The following is a 20251-nucleotide window of genomic DNA, read 5'->3' on the forward strand; positions in this document are numbered from 1 at the left end:
TAAGGGTGCAAGACGGCGACAAATTGGTAAAAGAGCCTCTAAAGAGCAATTTATCGAGCTTAAGGGGCAAGTGCCACAATGCCGCGTCTGATTTTATCCATGGTTTCTGCGCTGATGATCACTGCGCAGGCTGCAATTGCGCAGCAAGAAGAAGTGGTCTGGGTGCAGATCGAGGCCCAGCCAAGCCTGACCCAAGCCAACGAAGAAATTCGCAAATATGCCAGTCGCTTGCAGGATGTGAACGGGTTTTCTCTGGGCGGCGGCTGGTATGGTATTGCCCTGGGGCCATATACCCGCGAGGATGCCGAAACCGTGCTGCGCGCCTATCGCCGCGATCAACTGATCCCGCGCGATGCCTATATCACCTTCACCTCCTCCTTTCAGAGCCAGTTCTGGCCGGTCGGCGCGAATCTGTTGAATGTAGCGCTTGACCCTGTGCAAGAGGCGACCCCCGCCGCGGTGGAGGCAGAGGTTGCGGCCACGGTGCAGGTGACACCGGCGCCAGAGCTGCAATTGCCAGATGAAACCCCACGCGAAGCGCGCGCCAGCGAAGCACGCCTGAGCCGTGACGAGAAAAAAGAGCTTCAGGTCTGGTTGCAATGGTCCGGTCACTATAATGCCGCCATCGACGGGGCCTTTGGTCGCGGCACGCGCGCCTCCATGTCTGCTTGGCAGGCCGCCAACGGCTATGAAACCACGGGCGTGCTGACGACGTTGCAACGCGCGGCGCTGCGCGATCAGTATAACGCGGTGCTGGACGGGCTTGGCCTGCGGGCTGTGACCAACACCGAGGCCGGGATTGAAATCAAAATCCCGACCGAGATTGTCGCTCTGAAATCCACCCAATACCCGTTTGTGACCTATGCGCCCTCGGCCGATATTGATGCGCAGGTTGTCCTGATCAGCCAGGCGGGGGATCAGACCACGCTCTTTGGCCTTTATGACATCATGCAGACGCTGGAACTGGTGCCGCTAGAAGGCCCGCGCGAACGCAAAAACACCAGCTTTGTGCTGGTCGGCGAAGACGCCACCCGCATCAGCCACACCGAAGTCAGCTTGCAAGCTGGCGAGATCAAGGGCTTTACCCTTGTCTGGCCCGCCGGAGACGAAGAACGCCGCCGCCGTGTTCTGAGCGAAATGCGCGCCTCCTTCCAGCGCATCCCCGGTGTGCTTGACCCGAGCGCAGGCGCAGAGGCCGAACAGGATATCGATCTGCTGTCAGGTCTGGAAATCCGCCGCCCCAAACTGTCGCGATCTGGCTTCTTCATTGACGCCGCTGGCACGGTTGTCACCACAGCCGAGGCTGTCGGGCGCTGTGAGCGGGTGACGATCGACGGCGATCACGAAGCCGATGTTCTGGGCGCGAACGAGCAACTTGGCGTCGCGGTTCTAAAGCCACGCACCGCGCTGGCCCCGATGGCCGTGGCCACCTTCAGCGAAAGAGCCCCCCGCCTGCAATCCGAAGTGGCTGTCGCAGGCTATTCCTTTGAGGGCGTGCTGGGCGCGCCCAGCGTGACTTATGGCACGCTGGCAGACCTGAGTGGGTTGAATGGCGAAGAAAACCTGAGCCGCCTTGCCCTCACCCCCCTACCGGGCGATGCCGGTGGCCCTGTATTTGACGCCGGTGGCTCCGTCCTTGGCATGTTGCTGCCCAAAGCGGATGGCGGCACGCGGGTGTTGCCCGAAGATGTCAGCTTTGCCGCACGCGGCGACGCGATCCGCCAGCTCTTGGGCGCGGAAGGCATCAGCACCGCCGGCAGCACCATTGCCGCCTTTATGGACCCGGTGGACCTGACCGCCCACGCCAGCGACATCACGGTCTTGGTGAGCTGCTGGTAAGATCGGCCGCGTCTACCCAGTGTGCCGGTCGCAATCGAATGACATGCACCAAGCCCGCCAAGTCAGATTGGCGGGCTTATTCTGTCAGCGGATAGAGGTTTGCGTCAAAATACATGGCGAGATCTTCGACGCTCAGCTCTCCGGCGACGCGGCCACGCAGCTTTGCCTCAAGCTCATTTTCCGGCACATCCAGGAACGCGCCGTTCAACCCCAGAAACGTCAGCGCGGCAATAGCGCCAGCGCGTTTGTTGCCATCTAGCAGCGCATGGCGCGTCGCAATACCATCAAACATCAAAGCGGCGTAATAGGCAGCACCCGCATCGGCCTGGTAGTCCGCAGCAGTTTTTGCGCGGTCTAGGTCCGCCTCAAATGCGTTGCGATCATTGATGACCATCGTATGCTCCATGGTCTCCATGAACTCTGACAAAACGTCTAAAACAGCATCCGAATTGGGCCAAACATAGCTGTTGGCAGGATCATTCAAGGAGCCTCACCCTCTCGGCCAAGCTTGACCAAAGTCCGGCGATAGCGATCAACCATCGTGGCGGCCATCGCGCGGGTCGCGACATATTCATCGTCCACAGCGCGCACCAGCAATGCGCCCTGCTCTGTCGAAATCATCAATTCTTGTCCTGCGCGCAGCTTTAGCTCTTCCATCGCCGCAGCCGAGACAGGAATAAAGTGACCGTTTCCGATCTTCTTGACCTTATTGATCGTCGTTGCCATGCACTTTCCTGACCATGAGACCAGATCCCTGCACGAACCCCGGTTGGTTTCACCCAGATCGTGTAGGAAATATGAATGTTTATACAGAACGTATATACTCTCAGCGGTGCTCAGATCAAGCTTTGCACAAGCGTATCTTTTCTATCGCCGAGATCAGCGTTGACTGCGCCATTCATTCTTTAGCGAAGCGATCAAAGCCCCAGCGTATCCAGCAATGCGTCCAGTGTTTCGCGATCCTGCCCCTCAAGCGGGGCGCGACGGGCGCGGAACAGCGTGGCTTGCGAGCGCAAGATCATCCCGTCTGACAGGATCTTAAGGTGATTGGCACGCAGGGTCTCCCCAGTCGAGGTGATATCCGCCACAGCCTCAGCTGTCATATTCTTGATCGTGCCTTCCGTGGCGCCCTGGCTGTCCACCAGCTGGTAATCGGCAACGCCGTTCTCGCGCAGAAATTCCCGGACAAGTCGGTGGTATTTCGTGGCAATCCGCAGGCGGAACCCGTGTTCAGCACGGAAGGCCGCGGCGGCGGCGTCCAAATCATCCAGCACATCAACGTCAACCCAGCAGGCCGGTACGGCAATGATCAGATCGGCGCGGCCAAAGCCGAGTTCGGCCATGACTTCGACCTGCTGATCCCAAAGACCCAGCTTTTCGCGCACCAGATCGATGCCGGTCACACCCAGATGAATGCGCCCTGCGGCCAGCTCGCGCGGGATTTCCCCGGCGCTCAGCAGCACCAGTTCCACGTTATCGACCCCTTCGACCTTGCCCGCATATTCGCGGTCAGATCCGGTGCGCGCCAGCGCAATACCGCGTGCACCAAACCAGTCAAAGGTCTTTTCCATCAGCCGCCCTTTGGAGGGGACACCCAGTTTGATCGTCATAGCTGTCCCTCCAGCTTGAGCATCACATCCGGGCGGATCACCGCACCCACAGCCGGGATACCACTGTCCTGCCCCAAAACGCGGGTCAGCGCATCATAGCGCCCGCCGGTTGCCACGGGTGGCAGATCGGCATGATCGGCATAAAAGCCGAACACAAAGCCGTCGTAATACTCCATATTGGTGCGCCCGTAGCTGCCTTCGAATTGAATCGCGTTGACGTCAACGCCGCGTTTGTCCAGCGCCTCGATCCGGTCGCGCAAGCAGAACACCGCCTCGGTGATGGCGGGCATATCAACCGCAATGTCGCGCAGCCGCTCGAGCGCAAAGGGCAGGGTTTCGCGCACGTTCAGAATCGCGTCGATCAGGTCAACCTGCACGGTGCTCAGCGGCGGCTCTGCCGCATCTTCGCGCAACCGCGCGATCCGGGCACGCACCTCATCCGGGGTGCGCAGGCCGATAAAAGGCACGCCACTTTGCAGCGGGTCGCCATCCGCCAAAAGCGCGGCGCGATGGGGGGGCTCGGTGGTACGCCCGGCAAACCGCTCGATCAAAGCGCGGAACCGGCGCGGCCGCCAGATATGCCGTGTCAGCGCCGCCTTGCGCGCCTCGGTGGTGTCCAGACCGCGCACTGCGGCCAAAAGCAGGCCGATATCGCCGGTTGCGGCCCGCAGGCGCAGCCCGGACAACGTGTCTTGAATAAGCGCAAATACCTCAGCGTCGGCCGCCGCAGGATCCTGGCCATCAAACACCTCATAGCCGACCTGAGTGTACTCGTTGGCACGGCGCGCATCCGCTTCCTGCCGGCGAAACACCTCGCCGGCATAGGTATAGCGCGCAGGTTCGGCCCCATGCTCCATATGCATTCGGACAACTGGCACCGTGAAATCCGGGCGCAGCATCTGTTCGCCCAACAGGCTATCAGAGGTCACATAGGCCCGGGCGCGGATATCCTCGCCATAAAGATCCAGCAGCACATCCGCGGGTTGCAACAGCGAGGTTTCCGCCACCGCAGCCCCGGCCTTTTCAAATCGCGCCCGCAACTCTGCGGCACGGCTGCGGACCAACGCTTTGTTCGGCATCAGACAGATCCTTCGCTTTGACTGGCGAGGATCTCGCGCACCTTGGCCACCAGATCGCCGCGCGCCACTTCAAACTGACTGGGGCGCTCTTTCCATTCTTCCAGCGTTGCGCTTTCAGCAATCTTGGACCCCAAGATCAAATCCTTGATCTGAATGACCCCGCGCCCTTTCTCGTCGCCACCTTCGATCACGGCGATGGGCGAATGGCGCTTGTCCGCATATTTGAGCTGATTGCCGAAATTCTTCGGATTGCCCAGATAGACCTCAGCGCGAATGCCGGCATTGCGCAGCTCTGCCACCATGGCCTGGTAATCTGCCATGCGCTGCTTATCCATTACGGTCACAACCACAGGTCCGCTGACCTGCCCGGACATACGCCCCTTTTCGCGCAGCGCCGCCAGCAGGCGATCGACACCAATGGAGACGCCCGTCGCAGGCACGGCCTGGCCGGTGAACCGCTTCACCAGATCATCATAGCGCCCGCCGCCTGAGACAGAGCCAAACTGGCGTTTGCGCCCTTTCTCGTCAAAAATCTCAAAGGTCAACTCGGCCTCAAACACCGGCCCTGTGTAATATCCAAGACCGCGCACGACCGAGGGATCAATCTCAATCCGGTCGGTGCCATACCCGCCCGCAGCCAGCAGATCGCCGATCTGCTCAAGCTCCGCTATGCCCTCCGCGCCGACAGCCGAGCCGCCGACAGCCGCGCGCAGATTCGCAAAAGTCTTGGCGACGTCATCGGCCTTTGACGTCAGAAACGCCAGCACCGGTTCTGCCTGGTCCTCTGACAGGCCCACCCCGTCGATAAACGCGCCAGAGGCATCCAGCCGCCCCTTGGTCAAAAGCGCCCGCACCCCGGCTTCGCCAACTTTGTCGAATTTGTCGATGGTGCGCAGCACATTGTCGCGCGCCCCGTCGCCCTCGGGCAGACCCATGGCCTCGAGTACGCCGTTCAAAACTTTGCGGTTGTTGACGCGCACCAGATAGTCGCCGCGCGGGATGCCCACCGTTTCCAGCGTATCGGACAACATCGCGCATATTTCCGCATCCGCCGCCACCGAGGCCGCGCCAACCGTATCCGCATCACATTGATAAAACTGGCGAAACCGCCCTGGCCCGGGCTTTTCGTTGCGCCAGACCGGCCCCATGGCATAGCGCCGATAAGGCAGCGGCAGATCATTGCGGTGCTGGGCATAGACCCGCGCCAGCGGGGCGGTCAGATCATAGCGCAGGGCCATCCAGTCGCCCTTGCCATCCTCATCCGCTTCCTGCCAGGCAAAGACCCCTTCGTTGGGGCGGTCAACATCGGGCAGAAATTTCCCCAGCGCCTCCACCGTTTCCACGGCAGAGCTTTCCAGGGCCTCAAACCCATAGCGATGATAAACCCCAGCAATCTGATGCAGCATTTCGGCGCGCTCGGTAACTTCGGTGCCAAAATAATCGCGGAATCCCTTGGGCGTCACCGCCTTGGGGCGCGGGGCTTTCTTTTGCTTGGCCATCGCTCATGTTTCCTTGGCAAACTGTCGTGGCCCGCACTTACCGCACCCCCCCGCTGCAGGCAACCCAAGCCGTGGCTCAATCCTCCTCGGCGCTGCCTTTGCTTTCATTGCTCCAGCGGCGGGTAAACGGCTCGGAAAAAAACATGAGCGCCAGGATCAGCGCCGTCACGCCCCCGGCGAGCCATAATTCGCCAATGCCGCAGATCAATCCAATGACGCCTGCGCTCCAGATGCTGGCCGCGCTGCCGGCCCCTTTGACATAATCACCCTCGCGATAGATCGCCCCCGCCCCCAGAAAGCCGATGCCCGTCAAAACCCCCTGCATCACCTTTGTGGCGTCCACGCTTTCTACCGTGCGATCACCTGAAAGCGGAAAATCCAGCGTCGCAATCAGAACCGCACAAGCGACCAGGGAAATGATCACAAAGGGGCGGAAATCCATCGGTTTCCTGTGCCAGAACCGCTCCAGCCCCAAGGCCATTGGCAAAACAATGGCAGCGGCAAGTTTCAAAAGGGCATTGCCCCAGCTCAGAGTGTCGGGTGCGAAAAGTTCATTCATATATCAAGACAATAGCGCGATCGCGGCCAAAGACCAAAACATGCGGCACTTGACGGCTTGCTTTGGGCGGCGTAGGCGACACCCATGCAAGCCCTTGAAGAACAACTCGCCCATCTCACCCGCACCGTCGAAGAGCTTTCCGACGTGGTCGCGCGCCAGGATGTGGAATTGCAGATCCTGAAGCGCCGCGTGCAGATGCTCCTGGAGCGTGAGGCTGACCGCGAAACAGCCGGGTCTGGCGGCGTGGTCATCGGCGACGAACGCCCGCCCCATTACTGATCGCGCTTCAGCTTTTTAAAAATACTCTGGGGTGAAGCCACAAGGCCGCCCTTGTGGCTGAGGGGCAAAGCCTCTCGCCCAAACCGAGATTAATAATCCTGAATATCCATGATCCCATCCAGCGAGCGCAGCGCGCCCTTGATCTGCGGATTGATTGGGTATTCCTGCCCGGTGTCGATCTCAACTTCGCCCGGCAGCTCCGGGTTCATAAGGTTGAACACAACAGGTCCGCGCGGGCCAGTCTTGATGTCCGCGCGCGCATCATTCAGCACATTGGCGATTGTTGACAGCGCCTCGGGTTTCTCAATGAAAATGCGCAAACCGGCGGATCCGGCATCCGCCACCACCGCATCAATCGGCCCGATGGATTTCGCCAAGAGCTTGAGCTGGTCCGCCTCCATCGTCGCTTCCACCGTCACCACCACCTTGGAGCCGGTTTCCAAATGCTCGCGGCTTTTTTCCAAAGTTTCCGAGAAGATCGTCACCTCATAGGCCCCGGTCGGATCAGACAGCTGCGCAAAGGCAAAGCGGTTGCCGCGCGCGGATTTACGTTCTTGCCGGCCCGAGACACGCCCGGCAATTTTGGCCACGCAAGGCCCGCCGCGCGCCTTATCGGTCAGCTCGTCCAGCGTCATGATCTTTTTGCGTTTCAGCGCGGGCATGTAATCTTCCAGCGGATGGCCCGAGAGGAAAAAGCCAATCGCCTTGGCCTCTTCATCCAGCTTTTCAGCCGGCAGCCAATCGGCGGCTTTGCTGAGGCGCGGTTCGGGCAGATCATCACCCGCCTCGCCAAAAAGCGAGACCTGATTGCTTTCCTTCTGTTCATGGATGGCGGCGGAATAATTCACCAGCCCCTCAAGGCTTTCAAACACTTTGCGGCGATTGCGGTCCAATTCGTCAAAGGCCCCAGAGCGGGCCAGCATTTCAAGCGGGCGTTTGCCGACCTTCTTCAGGTTCACCCTTCGGGCAAAATCAAAGAGGTTGGCAAAGGGCTTGTCCTCGCCGTCGACCTTGCGCCCTTCGGTCACGAGGGTCATCGCCTCAACGCCAACGTTTTTCAGCGCGCCGAGCGCGTAAATCAACTTGCCCTCGCGCACGGTAAACGTCGCCTCTGAGCGGTTTACGCAGGGCGGCACATAGGGCAGCTGCAGCTTTTTCTTCACCTCTTCAAAATAAATCGCCAGCTTGTCCGTCAGATGGATATCGCAGTTCATGACCCCGCCCATGAACTCGACCGGATGGTTGGCTTTCAGCCAGCCGGTTTGATAGGACACCACCGCATAGGCCGCGGCGTGGGATTTGTTAAACCCGTAGTTGGCGAATTTTTCGAGTAGGTCAAAAACCTCAGAGGCTTTCTTGGCCGGCACCCCGTTTTCGGCAGCGCCTTTCTCAAATTTCGGACGCTCTGCATCCATCGCCTCTTTGATCTTTTTACCCATGGCGCGGCGCAGCAGATCCGCGCCGCCCAGGCTATAGCCCGCCATGACCTGGGCAATCTGCATCACCTGTTCTTGGTAAACGATGATGCCCTGAGTTTCCGCCAGGATATGGTCAATCAGCGGATGCACGGATTCAATTTCGCGCTGCCCGTTTTTCACCTCGCAATAGGTGGGGATATTCTCCATCGGGCCGGGACGATAGAGCGCGACAAGCGCAACGATATCCTCAATGCAGGTCGGTTTCATGCGCTTGAGCGCATCCATCATGCCGGTGGATTCCACCTGGAACACCGCAACGGTTTTGGCGGCGGCATAAAGATCATAGGTCTTCTTGTCATCCAGCGGGATGGCGTTGATCTCATTCACCGCGCCTTCGGGCGGCTCATAAAGCGTGCGACCATCTTGGGCGATGTGAATATCGCGCCCTTCGCCCTTGATCAGATCCACAGCGTTCTGAATGACGGTCAGGGTTTTTAGGCCCAGAAAGTCGAATTTGACCAGCCCGGCCTGCTCCACCCATTTCATGTTGAATTGCGTGGCCGGCATGTCAGAGCGCGGATCTTGGTAAAGCGGCACCAGCGCATCCAGCGGCCGATCGCCAATCACCACGCCCGCCGCGTGAGTCGATGCGTTGCGCAACAGCCCCTCGACCTGCATCCCGTATTTCAGCAGCCGGTCCACAACCTCTTCGTTCTTGGCCTCATCACGCAGGCGCGGCTCATCCTTGAGGGCCTTTTCGATGGACACCGGTTTGACGCCTTCCACCGGGATCATCTTGGACAGGCGATCCACCTGCCCGTAGGGCATCTGCAAAACCCGCCCGATGTCGCGCACGGCGGCCTTGGACAGCAGCGCACCAAAGGTGATGATCTGCCCCACTTTGTCGCGGCCATATTTCTGCTGCACATAGCGGATCACCTCTTCGCGGCGATCCATGCAGAAATCGATGTCAAAATCGGGCATCGACACCCGTTCCGGGTTAAGGAACCGTTCAAACAGCAGCGAATAGCGCAGCGGGTCAAGGTCGGTGATGGTCAGCGCATAGGCCACAAGCGAGCCCGCGCCCGAGCCGCGCCCCGGCCCGACGGGGATGTCATTGTCCTTGGCCCATTGGATAAAGTCGGCAACGATCAGAAAATAGCCCGGAAAGCCCATGCCTTCGATGATATCCAGCTCAAAGTCGAGCCGTTTTTGATAGTCTTCGACGCTCACCGCATGTGGGATCACGGCCAGTCGTTTTTGCAAGCCATCGTTGGCGATGCGGCGCAGCTCGGCGACCTCGTCATCGGCGAATTTGGGCAAGATCGGATCACGCCGATAGGTGGCAAAGGCGCAGCGTTTGGCGATCTCAACCGTGTTTTCAATCGCCTCTGGCAGATCGGCAAACAGGGTGATCATTTCTTGCGGCGATTTGAAATAATGCTGCGCCGTCAGGCGACGACGCCCGTCGGCCTGATCGACATAGGCCCCTTCGGAAATACAGATCAGCGCATCATGCGCTTCATACATTTCAGTCTTGGGGAAATAAACGTCATTGGTGGCGACCAGCGGGATATCCATCGCATAGGCCATTTCCACAAAGCCGCGCTCGCTTAACTGCTCGGCTTCGGGTTTGCCGTCTTCGCCGGGATGGCGCTGCAATTCCACGTAAAGCCGGTCCTCAAACATGGCTTTGAAGGCGCGCATCATCTCTTCGGCCGCGGGGCGTTGACCGGCGCGTAACATACGCCCCATCGGGCCATCTGGGCCACCCGTCAGACAGATCAGCCCTGCCGAATGTTGCGCCAGCTCTTCCATCGTGACCTGCGGCAGCTGCCCGCCTTTGTCCACATAAAGGCAGGAGTTGAGCTTCATCAGGTTCTCATAGCCCTGCTCGCTCTGGCTGAGCAGGACAATTGGCGCGGGTTTTGGCGTCTGCGTGCGCCCGCTTGGATCATCATGCGGCATTTGCAGATCAACCTGACAGCCGACGATCGGCTGCACCCCTTCCCCCAGCGCGGTGACGGAAAACTCCAGCGCCGCGAACATGTTGTTCGTATCGGTAATAGCCACCGCAGGCATGTCCATCGCGGCGCACATACCAGGTAGTTTTTTGGTGCGAATAGCCCCTTCCAGCAGGGAGTATTCGGTATGGACGCGCAGGTGAATGAATCGGGGATCAGTGCTCATGGCCGCACCCTACCGCAGCTTGGAGGGCGAAGAAATGATCCTTTCGATCTGTATTGCCACCTCTGCCTCCGCGCCGCCCGGATGGGCCCAGACGGCCTGCCTAAAAACGCGCCGGAGCCACGCTTCGCTTGAAACGCGACCCAAGTTTTTCTTGTCATAGGCGCAACTCCGTCCTTAGAGTTACCCAATAGGTGCACAACGCCGCCCCTTTTCTACGTCGCATCGAACGGGGGCAGATCGGCAAAGTTTGGGTAAGGCGACAGGTTTCTTTGATGGACATCACGTTTCTTCTGAATGGAGAGACCGTCACACTGACGCAGGTCAAACCGACGATGACGCTGCTGGAGTGGCTGCGCGAGCATCGGGGCCTTACCGGGACCAAAGAGGGCTGCAACGAAGGCGATTGCGGGGCCTGTTCGGTCACGGTGCAGGACCAGGATGGCCTCCATGCGCTGAACGCCTGCATTCTGTTCCTCCCGCAACTGCAGGGCAAAGCCGTGCGCACAGTCGAAGGGTTTGCGGCGCAGGATGGCACGTTGCATCCGGTCCAAGAGGCGATGATCACGCACCATGGCAGCCAATGCGGTTTCTGCACGCCGGGGTTTGTCGCCTCTCTGGTCGCTGCGCACAGCAATGGCGCGCGCGATTTTGATGACCAGCTTGCCGGTAATCTCTGCCGCTGCACCGGCTATGCGCCCATCATCCGCGCCGCCGAGGACGCCGCCGAAGCGCCCGTGCCCGAGTGGCTGACAGACGCCCTGCCCAGCGCAGTTGAAGAGCCTGAGCGCGAGCCGCTGCAACCGGAAAGCAGCGATGCTCTGGCGCGGCTTTATGCCCAAATGCCAGAGGCCACACTTGTGGCCGGGGCGACAGATGTGGGGCTTTGGGTCACAAAATCCCTGCGCGATCTGCACCCGGTGATTTTCTTGAATCGCTGCGCTGATCTGCGCGATGTGAAAGTCACCGGCAAAGAAATCACGCTCGGCGCGATGGTCACGATGCGCAAAATGCGCGATGTGATGGCCCCGCTGCATCCCAGCTATGGCGAGATGCTGCGCCGCTTTGCCAGCACCCAGATCCGCAATGCCGCGACCATCGGCGGTAATATCGCCAATGGCTCCCCCATTGGGGATAACGCCCCGGCCCTGATCGCGCTTGGCGCAACCTTGCATCTGCGCAAGGGCGAGGAAACGCGCGCCCTGCCGCTTGAAGACTTCTTCATCGCCTACGGCAAGCAGGATCGCGCGCCGGGCGAGTTCGTCGAAAAGCTGGTGATCCCCCGGCAGGCCGATCGCCTCAAGGTCTATAAGCTCTCCAAGCGGTTTGATCAGGATATTTCAGCGGTTTTGGGAGCGTTTAACATCACCGTCAAACGCAGCAAAGTCAGCGCCGCCCGCATCGCCTTTGGTGGCATGGCCGGGGTGCCCAAACGCGCCGCAGCGGTCGAAGCGGCCCTGATCGGCCAGCCCTGGAATGAAGAGACCATCGCCAATGCCTGGAAAGCCTGGCAGCAGGATTTTGAACCGCTCAGCGACATGCGGGCCTCGGCCCGCTACCGCCTGGACGCGGCGCGCAACATGCTGACACGCTATTTTCTGGAAGATCTCGGGGCAGAAACCTCAGTTCTGGCGGTGCGGCCATGAGTGTCGCCAAACCCCTACCCCACGACAGTGCCCGGCAGCATGTGACCGGGCAGGCCCGCTATGTTGACGACATTCCGGTGCCGCGCAACTGCCTGCATCTGGCTTTTGGCCTTGCCACCATCGCCAAGGGCCGCGTCACCGACATGGACCTCAGCGCGGTGCGCGCGGCCCCCGGCGTGCGCCTTGTGCTGACGGCGGATGATCTGCCTTTTGCCAATGATGTCAGCCCCTCGGCCCATGACGAACCGCTGCTGTCGGATGGCAGCGTGCATTATTTGGGCCAGCCGCTGTTTCTGGTGATTGCCGACAGCCATCTGGCTGCGCGCAAAGCCGCGCGCAAAGGCGAGATCAGCTATCGCGAAGATACGCCTATTTTGACGATAGATCAGGCTATGGCTGCTGACAGCCGTTTTGAAGATGGCCCGCGGATTTGGGCGCGCGGTGACGCCGCCGCCGCCCTCAAAAGCGCACCGCACCAACTGTCGGGGACACTGGAAGTCGCGGGACAGGAACATTTCTACCTTGAAGGACAAGCTGCGCTGGCGCAGGTGCAGGACAATGGCGATATGGTGGTGCAAAGCTCCACCCAGCATCCGACCGAAATTCAGCATAAAGTGGCTGAAGCCCTTGGCAAACCGATGCACGCCGTGCGCGTGGAAACCCGGCGCATGGGCGGCGGATTTGGTGGCAAGGAAAGTCAGGGCAATGCGCTGGCGGTAAGCTGCGCGGTGGCCAGTGCCATCACCGGCATGGCCTGCAAAATGCGCTATGACCGTGACGATGACATGATCATCACCGGCAAACGCCACGATTTCCGCATTCACTATACCGTGGGCCATGACGATCAGGGCCGGGTTTTGGGGCTGGAGTTTGTGCAGCTTGCGCGCTGCGGTTGGGCGCAAGACCTGTCGCTGCCCGTCGCGGACCGCGCGATGCTGCACGCAGACAATGCCTATCGCTTGCCAGATATCCGCATTGAAAGCCATCGGCTAAAGACAAACACACAATCGGCCACCGCCTTTCGCGGATTTGGCGGCCCCCAAGGCATGCTGGGGATTGAGCGGGTGATGGATCACATCGCCCATGATCTGGGGCTTGACCCTTTGGCCGTGCGGCAGATCAATTTTTACGACGAAACTGGCGCGACAGAAGGAGACGCGGCGCAGCGCAACGTCACCCCATATGGGCAACAGGTGACGGACTTTGTGCTGCATGATCTTGTGGCCAAACTGCGTGACAGCGCCGATTACGATGCACGGCGGGCGGCGATTGCAGACTGGAACGAGGACAGCCCGGTTCTGAAAAAAGGCATCGCGCTGACGCCGGTGAAATTTGGCATCTCTTTCACATTGACCCACCTCAACCAAGCCGGGGCATTGGTGCATGTCTATCAGGACGGCTCCGTTCAGCTCAATCATGGCGGCACCGAAATGGGTCAGGGCCTTAATCAGAAGGTGGCGCAGGTCGCCGCCAGCCGTTTTGGCGTCGGCATGGAGAGCCTGCGCATCACCGCAACCGACACTGGCAAAGTGCCCAATACCTCGGCCACGGCGGCCAGTTCTGGCAGCGACCTGAATGGCATGGCGGTCAAAAACGCCTGTGATCTGATCCGCGCCCGGATGAGTGATTTTCTCGGCTCCCATTTGGGCTGCCCGGCGGATGAAATCAATTTTGCCGGCGGTCTGGTGCATGCAGGCGACAATGTTCTGACCTTCGCGCAGGCGGCGCAGCTGTGCTACGAAAACCGCATCAGCCTCTCGGCCACGGGGTTTTATAAGACCCCGAAGCTACAGTGGGACCGGCTAAAGGGCGACGGGCGGCCGTTTTACTATTTCGCCTATGGCGCAGCCGTCACCGAAGTGGTGATAGATACGCTGACTGGGGAAAACCGTGTTCTGCGCTGCGATATCCTGCATGATGCCGGCAGCTCGCTGAACCCGGCGATTGATATCGGCCAGGTCGAAGGCGGCTATGTGCAGGGCCTCGGCTGGCTCACGACGGAAGAATTGGTTTGGGACACGACAGGCCATCTGCGCACCCATGCGCCCAGCACTTACAAGATCCCGGCCTGTTCGGATCGACCCGAGGTGTTCAACGTCGCGCTGTATGACAACGAAAATGCTGAGAACACGATTTACCGCTCCAAGGCCGTGGGGGAGCCGCCGCTGATGCTGGGCATCTCGGCGCTGATGGCCCTCTCCGATGCGGTTGCGGCCTGCGGGGCCAGCTACCCCGACCTGCAAAGCCCTGCGACGCCAGAGAAAATCCTCAGCGCAGTACAACGGGTGCAAGATGTTTGATTTGCCCCACCTCCAGCGGCACTGCGCCGCCCACGGCCCGATTATCCGGGTTGTCACCGCGGCGGTCAAAGGCTCCGGCCCGCGCGAAGTGGGGGCACAAATGCTGGTGTGGCACGACGGGCAAAGCGGCACCATCGGTGGTGGCCAGCTGGAATTTGCGGCGGCCGCCGCCGCACGGGCGCAGCTAAAGAGCGGCGCAGACATCATTCAAAGCCACCATCCGCTTGGCCCGGCGCTCGGGCAATGCTGCGGCGGGGCGGTCACGCTGGTGAGCGAACGTATTACCATGAGCCTGCTGCGCAGCCTGGAAGGACAATTTTGCTATGCCCGCCCGCTGGTCCCGGCAGCTGACATGCCGCTTGTGATCCGCCGCAGCCTTGCCGATGCGCGCAATCAGGGCCTGTCGCCCACCATTACGTTCAGCGGCGGCTGGCTGTTAGAAGCCTTGCAAACGCCGCGCACGCCGCTGTGGATCTGGGGCGCGGGACATGTGGGGCGCGCCTTGGTGAACACGCTTGCGCCCTTGCCGGATTTCGACGTGACCTGGGTCGATACAGCGCAAGACCGCTTCCCCCCCGACGTGCCAACCGCCGTCACGCCGCTTGTTGCGAGCGATCCCGCCCGCGTAGTGCCGCGCGCCCCCCAAGAGGCACAGCACCTGATTGTGACCTATTCACACGCGCTGGATCTGGAGCTGTGCCACCAGCTTTTGCGCCATCGCTTCGGATTTGCCGGGCTGATCGGATCACGCACCAAATGGGCGCGGTTTCGATCCCGCCTGAGCGCCCTTGGGCACTCGGACGCTCAAATATCGCGCATCACCTGCCCGATTGGCGCGCCGGAACTGGGCAAGCATCCGCAAGCCATTGCCATTGGCGTCGCCTCTAAGCTATTGAGAAACCAGAAAGATCAATTGACCCGAAAGGACAGACGCGCATGACAACTCCCCTTTTGTCGCTGCAAGGGCTGACCAAGGCATACCCCGGGGTGGTCGCCAATGACGCCGTGTCCTTTGACATTCAAGAAGGGGAGGTCCACGCGCTCTTGGGCGAAAACGGCGCGGGCAAATCCACTTTGGTCAAAATGATCTATGGTTTGGTGAAGCCGGACAGCGGAACCATGCTGTGGCGCGGCACAGAATTTGCCCCGAGCGAACCACGTCAGGCCCGCGCCACTGGCGTGGCCATGGTATTTCAACATTTTTCCCTGTTTGACGCGCTTGATGTCGCCGAGAACGTGGCGCTTGGGATGGAAAACCCGCCCCCCATGCGCGATCTGGCGCAGCGCATCCGCGATGTTTCGGAAACCTACGGGTTGCCGCTGGACCCGGGCCGCACCGTCGGCGATCTTTCGGCGGGCGAGCGGCAGCGGGTTGAGATCATCCGCTGCCTGCTGCAAGACCCCAAGCTTTTGATCATGGATGAACCGACCAGCGTTTTGACACCGCAGGAAGTCGAAATCCTGTTTCAAACCCTGCGCAAGCTCAAATCCGAAGGGACGTCGATCCTCTATATCAGTCACAAGCTGGAAGAGATCCGCGCGCTGTGCGACCATGCGACGATCCTGCGGCTGGGTAAAAACGTCGGCAGCTGCACCCCGGCCACCACGTCGGCCCGCGACATGGCGGAAATGATGGTGGGCAGCACGCTGCAAACCCCAACCCGCAGCGCCGCACCTGATGGCAGCACCCTGCTAAAGGTCACGAACCTCTCGGCGCAATCGGGCAAAGCCTTTGGCACGGCATTGAAAGAGATCAGCTTTGCGGTAAAATCCGGTGAAATCCTTGGTCTTGGTGGCGTGGCCGGCAATGGGCAAGATGAACTGCTGGCCGCCCTCTCAGGCGAGCTCTTGACCAACGCGGACACCATCCAGATCAGAGGCGAAGCCGTCGGCAACCTCGGCCCCAGCCAGCGGCGCGGCATTGGCGTCCTGGCCGCCCCCGAAGAACGGTTGGGCCATGCGGCCGCCCCAAACATGAGCCTGATCGAAAACGCGCTTTTGACTGGCGCAATCCGCCAGGGGCTGACGCGAAACGGGTTTGTCAATTGGCGCACAACCAAGGCATTTGCCGAGGATATCATCACGCAATTTGACGTCCGCACGCCGGGATCTGATCGGGCAGCGCGCGCGCTGTCAGGCGGCAATCTGCAGAAATTCGTGATTGGCCGTGAGGTGCTGCAAGCGCCGGACGTTCTGGTGGTGAACCAGCCCACCTGGGGCGTGGATGCAGCGGCGGCGGCCGCCATTCGTCAATCCCTGATGAACCTTGCGGCCAAAGGGGCGGCCATTGTTGTGATCAGCCAGGATCTGGACGAGCTTATGGAAATTTCAGATCGCTTTGGCGCGCTGAACGAAGGGCGTTTGTCCGCGATCCGCCCGACAACCGGGCTGACCATCGAGGATATCGGCCTGATGATGGGCGGTGCCCACGACATGGAGGCCCCCGGCCCCGTCGCTGAGGAGGCCACAGCATGATCCGCCTTGAAAAACGCCCACAGCCCAGCCGCGCCTGGTCGCTGCTGACGCCGCTGGTTGCGGTGATTATCACGATGTTTGCTGGCGGTTTGCTGTTTGCGGCGCTTGGCAAAAACCCGTTTGAGGCCATTCGGGTCATTTTTTATGATCCACTCTTTGGCGAGTTTGCCTTTTACTATCGCCCCCAGCTCTTGGTCAAAGGCGGGCCTTTGATCCTGATTGCCATTGGTCTTTCGCTGGGCTTCCGGGCCGGCATCTGGAACATTGGGGCCGAAGGCCAATATATCATGGGCGCGATCTGCGGTGCGGGGGCGGGCCTTGCGTTTTACCCCACCGAAAGCGTGCTGATCTTTCCACTGATGGTGATCGCAGGCGCATTGGGCGGTTGGGCCTGGGCGATGATCCCAGCAGTTCTGAAGGTCAAATTCGGCACCAATGAAATTCTGGTCTCTCTGATGCTGGTTTATGTCGCCGAACAGATGCTGGCCTCCATGTCATTGGGGCTCTTGAAGAACCCTGAAGGATTCGGCTTTCCCGGCTCGCGTAACCTGCAGGGCTATGAGAGCGCCTTTAACAGCGAATTGATTGCCGGCACAGGCATGCACTGGGGCGTGGTCGCGGCCTTCATCGCAGTGATCCTGTCTTATGTGCTGCTGAACAAACATATTCTGGGATACAACATCCGCCTGACCGGCGAGGCCCCGCGCGCCGCGCGGTTCGGGGGGGTGAACCCCACCCGGCTGATCCTCTTCTGCCTGGGGATCTCGGGCATGCTGGCCGGTCTGGCTGGCCTGTTTGAAGTCTCCGGCCCGGCCGGGCAGATCAGCATTGATTTCAACGTTGGCTATGGCTTCACCGCCATTATCGTTGCCTTCCTTGGGCGGCTGCATCCGGTTGGCATTCTGCTGGCCGGGCTTTTGATGGCCCTGACCTATATTGGCGGAGAGATTGCGCAAGGCACGCTGTCGCTGCCCGCGGCGGCCATCCAGGTTTTTCAGGGCATGTTGCTGTTCTTTTTGCTGGCGCTGGATGTGCTGACAAACTTCCGCATCCGCCTTGCCGCAAAGGGGGCCGCAGCGTGAAACAGCCTTTCCTCTCAACTGACCGATTGAATGGTTTGACATACCGCAGGTTGATATCCGCTGATGGATTGCACGCGCTGCTTGACAGCTTGCGCGCCGCCCCTAATGGTTCTGCACAGAAAGGCGACTGCTAATGGATCTGTCGACGATCAATCCCGTCTTGTTGATTGCGTCACTCATGGTGGCGGCAACCCCCCTCTTGTTGGCGGCAATAGGTGAATTGGTCGTTGAAAAGGCGGGCGTTCTCAATCTGGGCGTCGAAGGTATGATGATCATCGGCGCGATCTGCGGCTTTGCCATCGCGGTTGAAACCACCAACCCCTATGCCGGATTGCTGGCGGCCATGGTGGGTGGCGCGGTTCTGTCCTTGCTTTTTGCTTTCCTGACGCAGGTCGCGCTGGCCAATCAGGTCGCCTCGGGCCTCGCGCTGACATTGTTCGGGCTGGGGCTCTCGGCGCTTCTGGGGCAGAACTATGTCGGGATCAAACCCCCGGCGATGAGCAAGCTTGATTTGCCGATCCTTTCGGATCTGCCTGTGGTTGGCCCGATCCTGTTTTCCCATGACCCGGTGCTTTACATCGGGATTGCGCTGACGGCGGCGACCTGGGCCATGCTGAAATACACCCGCGTCGGCCTGGTGCTGCGCGCTGTTGGTGAAAACCACGAAGCCGCCCATGCGCTGGGCTATCACGTGGTACGGGTGCGGGTGCTGGCAATCCTATTTGGCGGGGCCTGCGCGGGTCTGGGTGGGGCCTACATCAGCCTTATTCGCGTACCGCAATGGACCGAAGGCATGACCGCCGGCATTGGCTGGATCGCGCTGGCGCTGGTGGTTTTTGCCAGCTGGAAGCCCTGGCGCGTTCTACTGGGCGCGTATCTCTTTGGCGGCATCAACGTGTTGCAGCTGAACCTGCAGGCAGCTGGCATTGCGGTCCCCGTCGAATACCTGGCGATGTCGCCGTACATCATTACCATTCTGGTGCTTGTCATCATGTCGACTGACAAAAGCCGGGCACCCGCCTCTCTGGGGCGCATTTTCCATGCCTCGCAATAGCTTTGCGATGGTGCAAATCACGTTTAACAGCGGAGTAATCTAAGATGAAATTGACAAAGTTCCTCGCGACAGCAGCCCTGACCATGGGTCTTGCGACAACCGCGCTGGCCGAAAAGACCAAGGTAGGGTTCGTCTATGTCGGCCCCGTCGGCGATGGCGGCTGGACCTATGAACACGATCAGGGCCGCAAGGCTGTGGAAGAAGCCTTTGGTGATGACGTGGAAACCGTCTATGTGGAAAATGTGCCAGAAGGCCCGGACGCCGAACGTGTGATGACGCAGATGGCCCTGGAAGGCGCGGACCTGATTTTCACCACGTCTTTTGGCTACATGGACCAGACGCTGAACGTCGCCAAGAAATTCCCGAACGTGAAGTTCGAGCACGCCACAGGCTATAAAACCGCACCGAATGTGTCGGTCTATTCCGCCCGCTTCTACGAAGGTCGCGCGGTTCAGGGTCACATTGCGGGCCGTATGACCGAAACCAACACCATCGGCTACATCGCGTCCTTCCCGATCCCAGAAGTGGTGCGCGGGATCAACTCTGCCTATCTTCACGCCAAAAAGGTGAACCCGGATGTCGAGTTCAAGATCATCTGGGTTTACACATGGTTTGACCCCGCCAAGGAAGCCGACGCTGCCAAGGCGCTGATTGAACAAGGCGCAGATGTGATCCTGCAGCACACCGACTCTACCGCGCCGCAAGCCGCAGCGCAGGCGGCAGGCAATGTCATCACTTTTGGCCAAGCATCCGACATGTCTGAATACGCGCCTTTCCCGCGCGTGTCCTCGATCATCGACAACTGGGCCCCCTACTACGTCCAGCGTACTAAGGCCGTGATGGACGGCAGCTGGGAAACAGTGAGCACATGGGATGGCATCGGTGCTGGCATGGTCGGGATTGGCGAAATCTCTGATCGCGTTCCAGCGGAAGTGAAAGAAGAAGCTGAAGCGCTGCGCGACATGCTGGCCTCCGGCGAATATCACGCCTTCACCGGCCCGATCAACAAACAGGACGGCTCTGCCTGGCTCGCGGATGGTGAAACCGCCGATGATGGCACCCTTGCGGGCATGAACTTCTACGTCGAAGGCCTGACCGCAGAACTGCCCCAGTAAACACTGGCTTTGCCATTCTTTGCCATTCAAAGGCCCGCTTCGGCGGGCCTTTTTGTTTGGGCGCTGGCCGCGGCTGTCATACCTTCGTCATATCGCGCCCCTACCAGCG

General features: G+C 60.2%; 16 protein-coding genes. 9 read left to right on the forward strand and 7 right to left on the reverse strand.

What is annotated here, in order from left to right; translation table 11 throughout:
* Positions 1-78 precede the first annotated feature (78 nt).
* On the forward strand, positions 79-1839 hold the full coding sequence (locus tag N6L24_RS07395; protein ID WP_271844035.1) for a serine protease: 1761 nt from the start codon (positions 79-81) through the stop codon (positions 1837-1839).
* 76 nt (positions 1840-1915) lie between these two features.
* On the opposite strand, the gene N6L24_RS07400 is transcribed toward N6L24_RS07395, so the two are convergent.
* The 6 genes from N6L24_RS07400 to N6L24_RS07425 all read right to left on the reverse strand — a co-directional run bounded on the left by N6L24_RS07400 (position 1916) and on the right by N6L24_RS07425 (position 6586).
* Positions 1916-2233, reverse strand: a complete 318-nt coding sequence (locus tag N6L24_RS07400) for a hypothetical protein (protein WP_271844036.1) — start codon at positions 2231-2233, stop codon at positions 1916-1918.
* 86 nt (positions 2234-2319) lie between these two features.
* The gene (locus N6L24_RS07405) at positions 2320-2565 is read right to left on the reverse strand and encodes an AbrB/MazE/SpoVT family DNA-binding domain-containing protein (protein WP_271844037.1); all 246 of its coding nucleotides are present in this window, start codon (positions 2563-2565) and stop codon (positions 2320-2322) included.
* A gap of 191 nt (positions 2566-2756) precedes the next feature.
* On the reverse strand, positions 2757-3449 hold the full coding sequence (gene hisG / locus N6L24_RS07410) for an ATP phosphoribosyltransferase (protein ID WP_271844038.1): 693 nt from the start codon (positions 3447-3449) through the stop codon (positions 2757-2759).
* Positions 3446-4528: an ATP phosphoribosyltransferase regulatory subunit gene (locus N6L24_RS07415; protein WP_271844039.1), complete on the reverse strand. Its 1083-nt coding sequence runs from the start codon at positions 4526-4528 to the stop codon at positions 3446-3448. The genes hisG and N6L24_RS07415 overlap by 4 nt, the downstream gene beginning before the upstream one ends.
* Complete coding sequence (gene hisS, locus N6L24_RS07420) at positions 4528-6027, reverse strand: histidine--tRNA ligase (RefSeq protein WP_271844040.1); 1500 nt, start codon at positions 6025-6027, stop codon at positions 4528-4530. The genes N6L24_RS07415 and hisS overlap by 1 nt, the downstream gene beginning before the upstream one ends.
* A gap of 76 nt (positions 6028-6103) precedes the next feature.
* Positions 6104-6586: an MgtC/SapB family protein gene (locus tag N6L24_RS07425; protein ID WP_271844041.1), complete on the reverse strand. Its 483-nt coding sequence runs from the start codon at positions 6584-6586 to the stop codon at positions 6104-6106.
* Between the two features lie 84 nt (positions 6587-6670).
* Between N6L24_RS07425 and N6L24_RS07430 the strand changes: the two genes are divergently transcribed.
* Positions 6671-6865, forward strand: a complete 195-nt coding sequence (locus N6L24_RS07430) for a SlyX family protein (protein WP_271844042.1) — start codon at positions 6671-6673, stop codon at positions 6863-6865.
* 89 nt (positions 6866-6954) lie between these two features.
* Here the strand turns inward: N6L24_RS07430 and dnaE are convergent, their stop codons facing one another.
* Positions 6955-10473 (reverse strand): DNA polymerase III subunit alpha, encoded by a 3519-nt coding sequence (gene dnaE / locus N6L24_RS07435; RefSeq protein WP_271844043.1) that lies wholly within the window; start codon positions 10471-10473, stop codon positions 6955-6957.
* Positions 10474-10745: 272 nt separating this feature from the next.
* Here dnaE and xdhA point away from each other — a divergent pair, with 272 nt between their 5' ends.
* From xdhA to N6L24_RS07470, 7 genes are all read left to right on the forward strand, one after another.
* Positions 10746-12116, forward strand: coding sequence for a xanthine dehydrogenase small subunit (gene xdhA / locus N6L24_RS07440; protein ID WP_271844044.1), 1371 nt, complete (start codon positions 10746-10748; stop codon positions 12114-12116).
* Entirely contained in the window at positions 12113-14416 is a 2304-nt protein-coding gene (gene xdhB, locus N6L24_RS07445; RefSeq protein WP_271844045.1) for a xanthine dehydrogenase molybdopterin binding subunit, read from the forward strand. The genes xdhA and xdhB overlap by 4 nt, the downstream gene beginning before the upstream one ends.
* Positions 14409-15356 (forward strand): xanthine dehydrogenase accessory protein XdhC, encoded by a 948-nt coding sequence (xdhC, locus tag N6L24_RS07450; protein ID WP_271844046.1) that lies wholly within the window; start codon positions 14409-14411, stop codon positions 15354-15356. Before xdhB ends, xdhC begins: the two co-directional genes overlap by 8 nt.
* A complete protein-coding gene (locus N6L24_RS07455) occupies positions 15353-16891 on the forward strand; it encodes an ABC transporter ATP-binding protein (RefSeq protein ID WP_271844047.1) in 1539 nt (512 codons plus the stop codon). Before xdhC ends, N6L24_RS07455 begins: the two co-directional genes overlap by 4 nt.
* Complete coding sequence (locus N6L24_RS07460) at positions 16888-17973, forward strand: ABC transporter permease (protein WP_271844048.1); 1086 nt, start codon at positions 16888-16890, stop codon at positions 17971-17973. Before N6L24_RS07455 ends, N6L24_RS07460 begins: the two co-directional genes overlap by 4 nt.
* A gap of 133 nt (positions 17974-18106) precedes the next feature.
* The gene (locus tag N6L24_RS07465) at positions 18107-19027 is read left to right on the forward strand and encodes an ABC transporter permease (RefSeq protein WP_271844049.1); all 921 of its coding nucleotides are present in this window, start codon (positions 18107-18109) and stop codon (positions 19025-19027) included.
* 44 nt (positions 19028-19071) lie between these two features.
* The gene (locus N6L24_RS07470) at positions 19072-20142 is read left to right on the forward strand and encodes a BMP family ABC transporter substrate-binding protein (protein WP_271844050.1); all 1071 of its coding nucleotides are present in this window, start codon (positions 19072-19074) and stop codon (positions 20140-20142) included.
* Positions 20143-20251: the final 109 nt, after the last annotated feature.

The sequence above is a fragment of the Cognatishimia sp. SS12 genome (assembly GCF_028369055.1).
Classification (GTDB): domain Bacteria; phylum Pseudomonadota; class Alphaproteobacteria; order Rhodobacterales; family Rhodobacteraceae; genus Cognatishimia.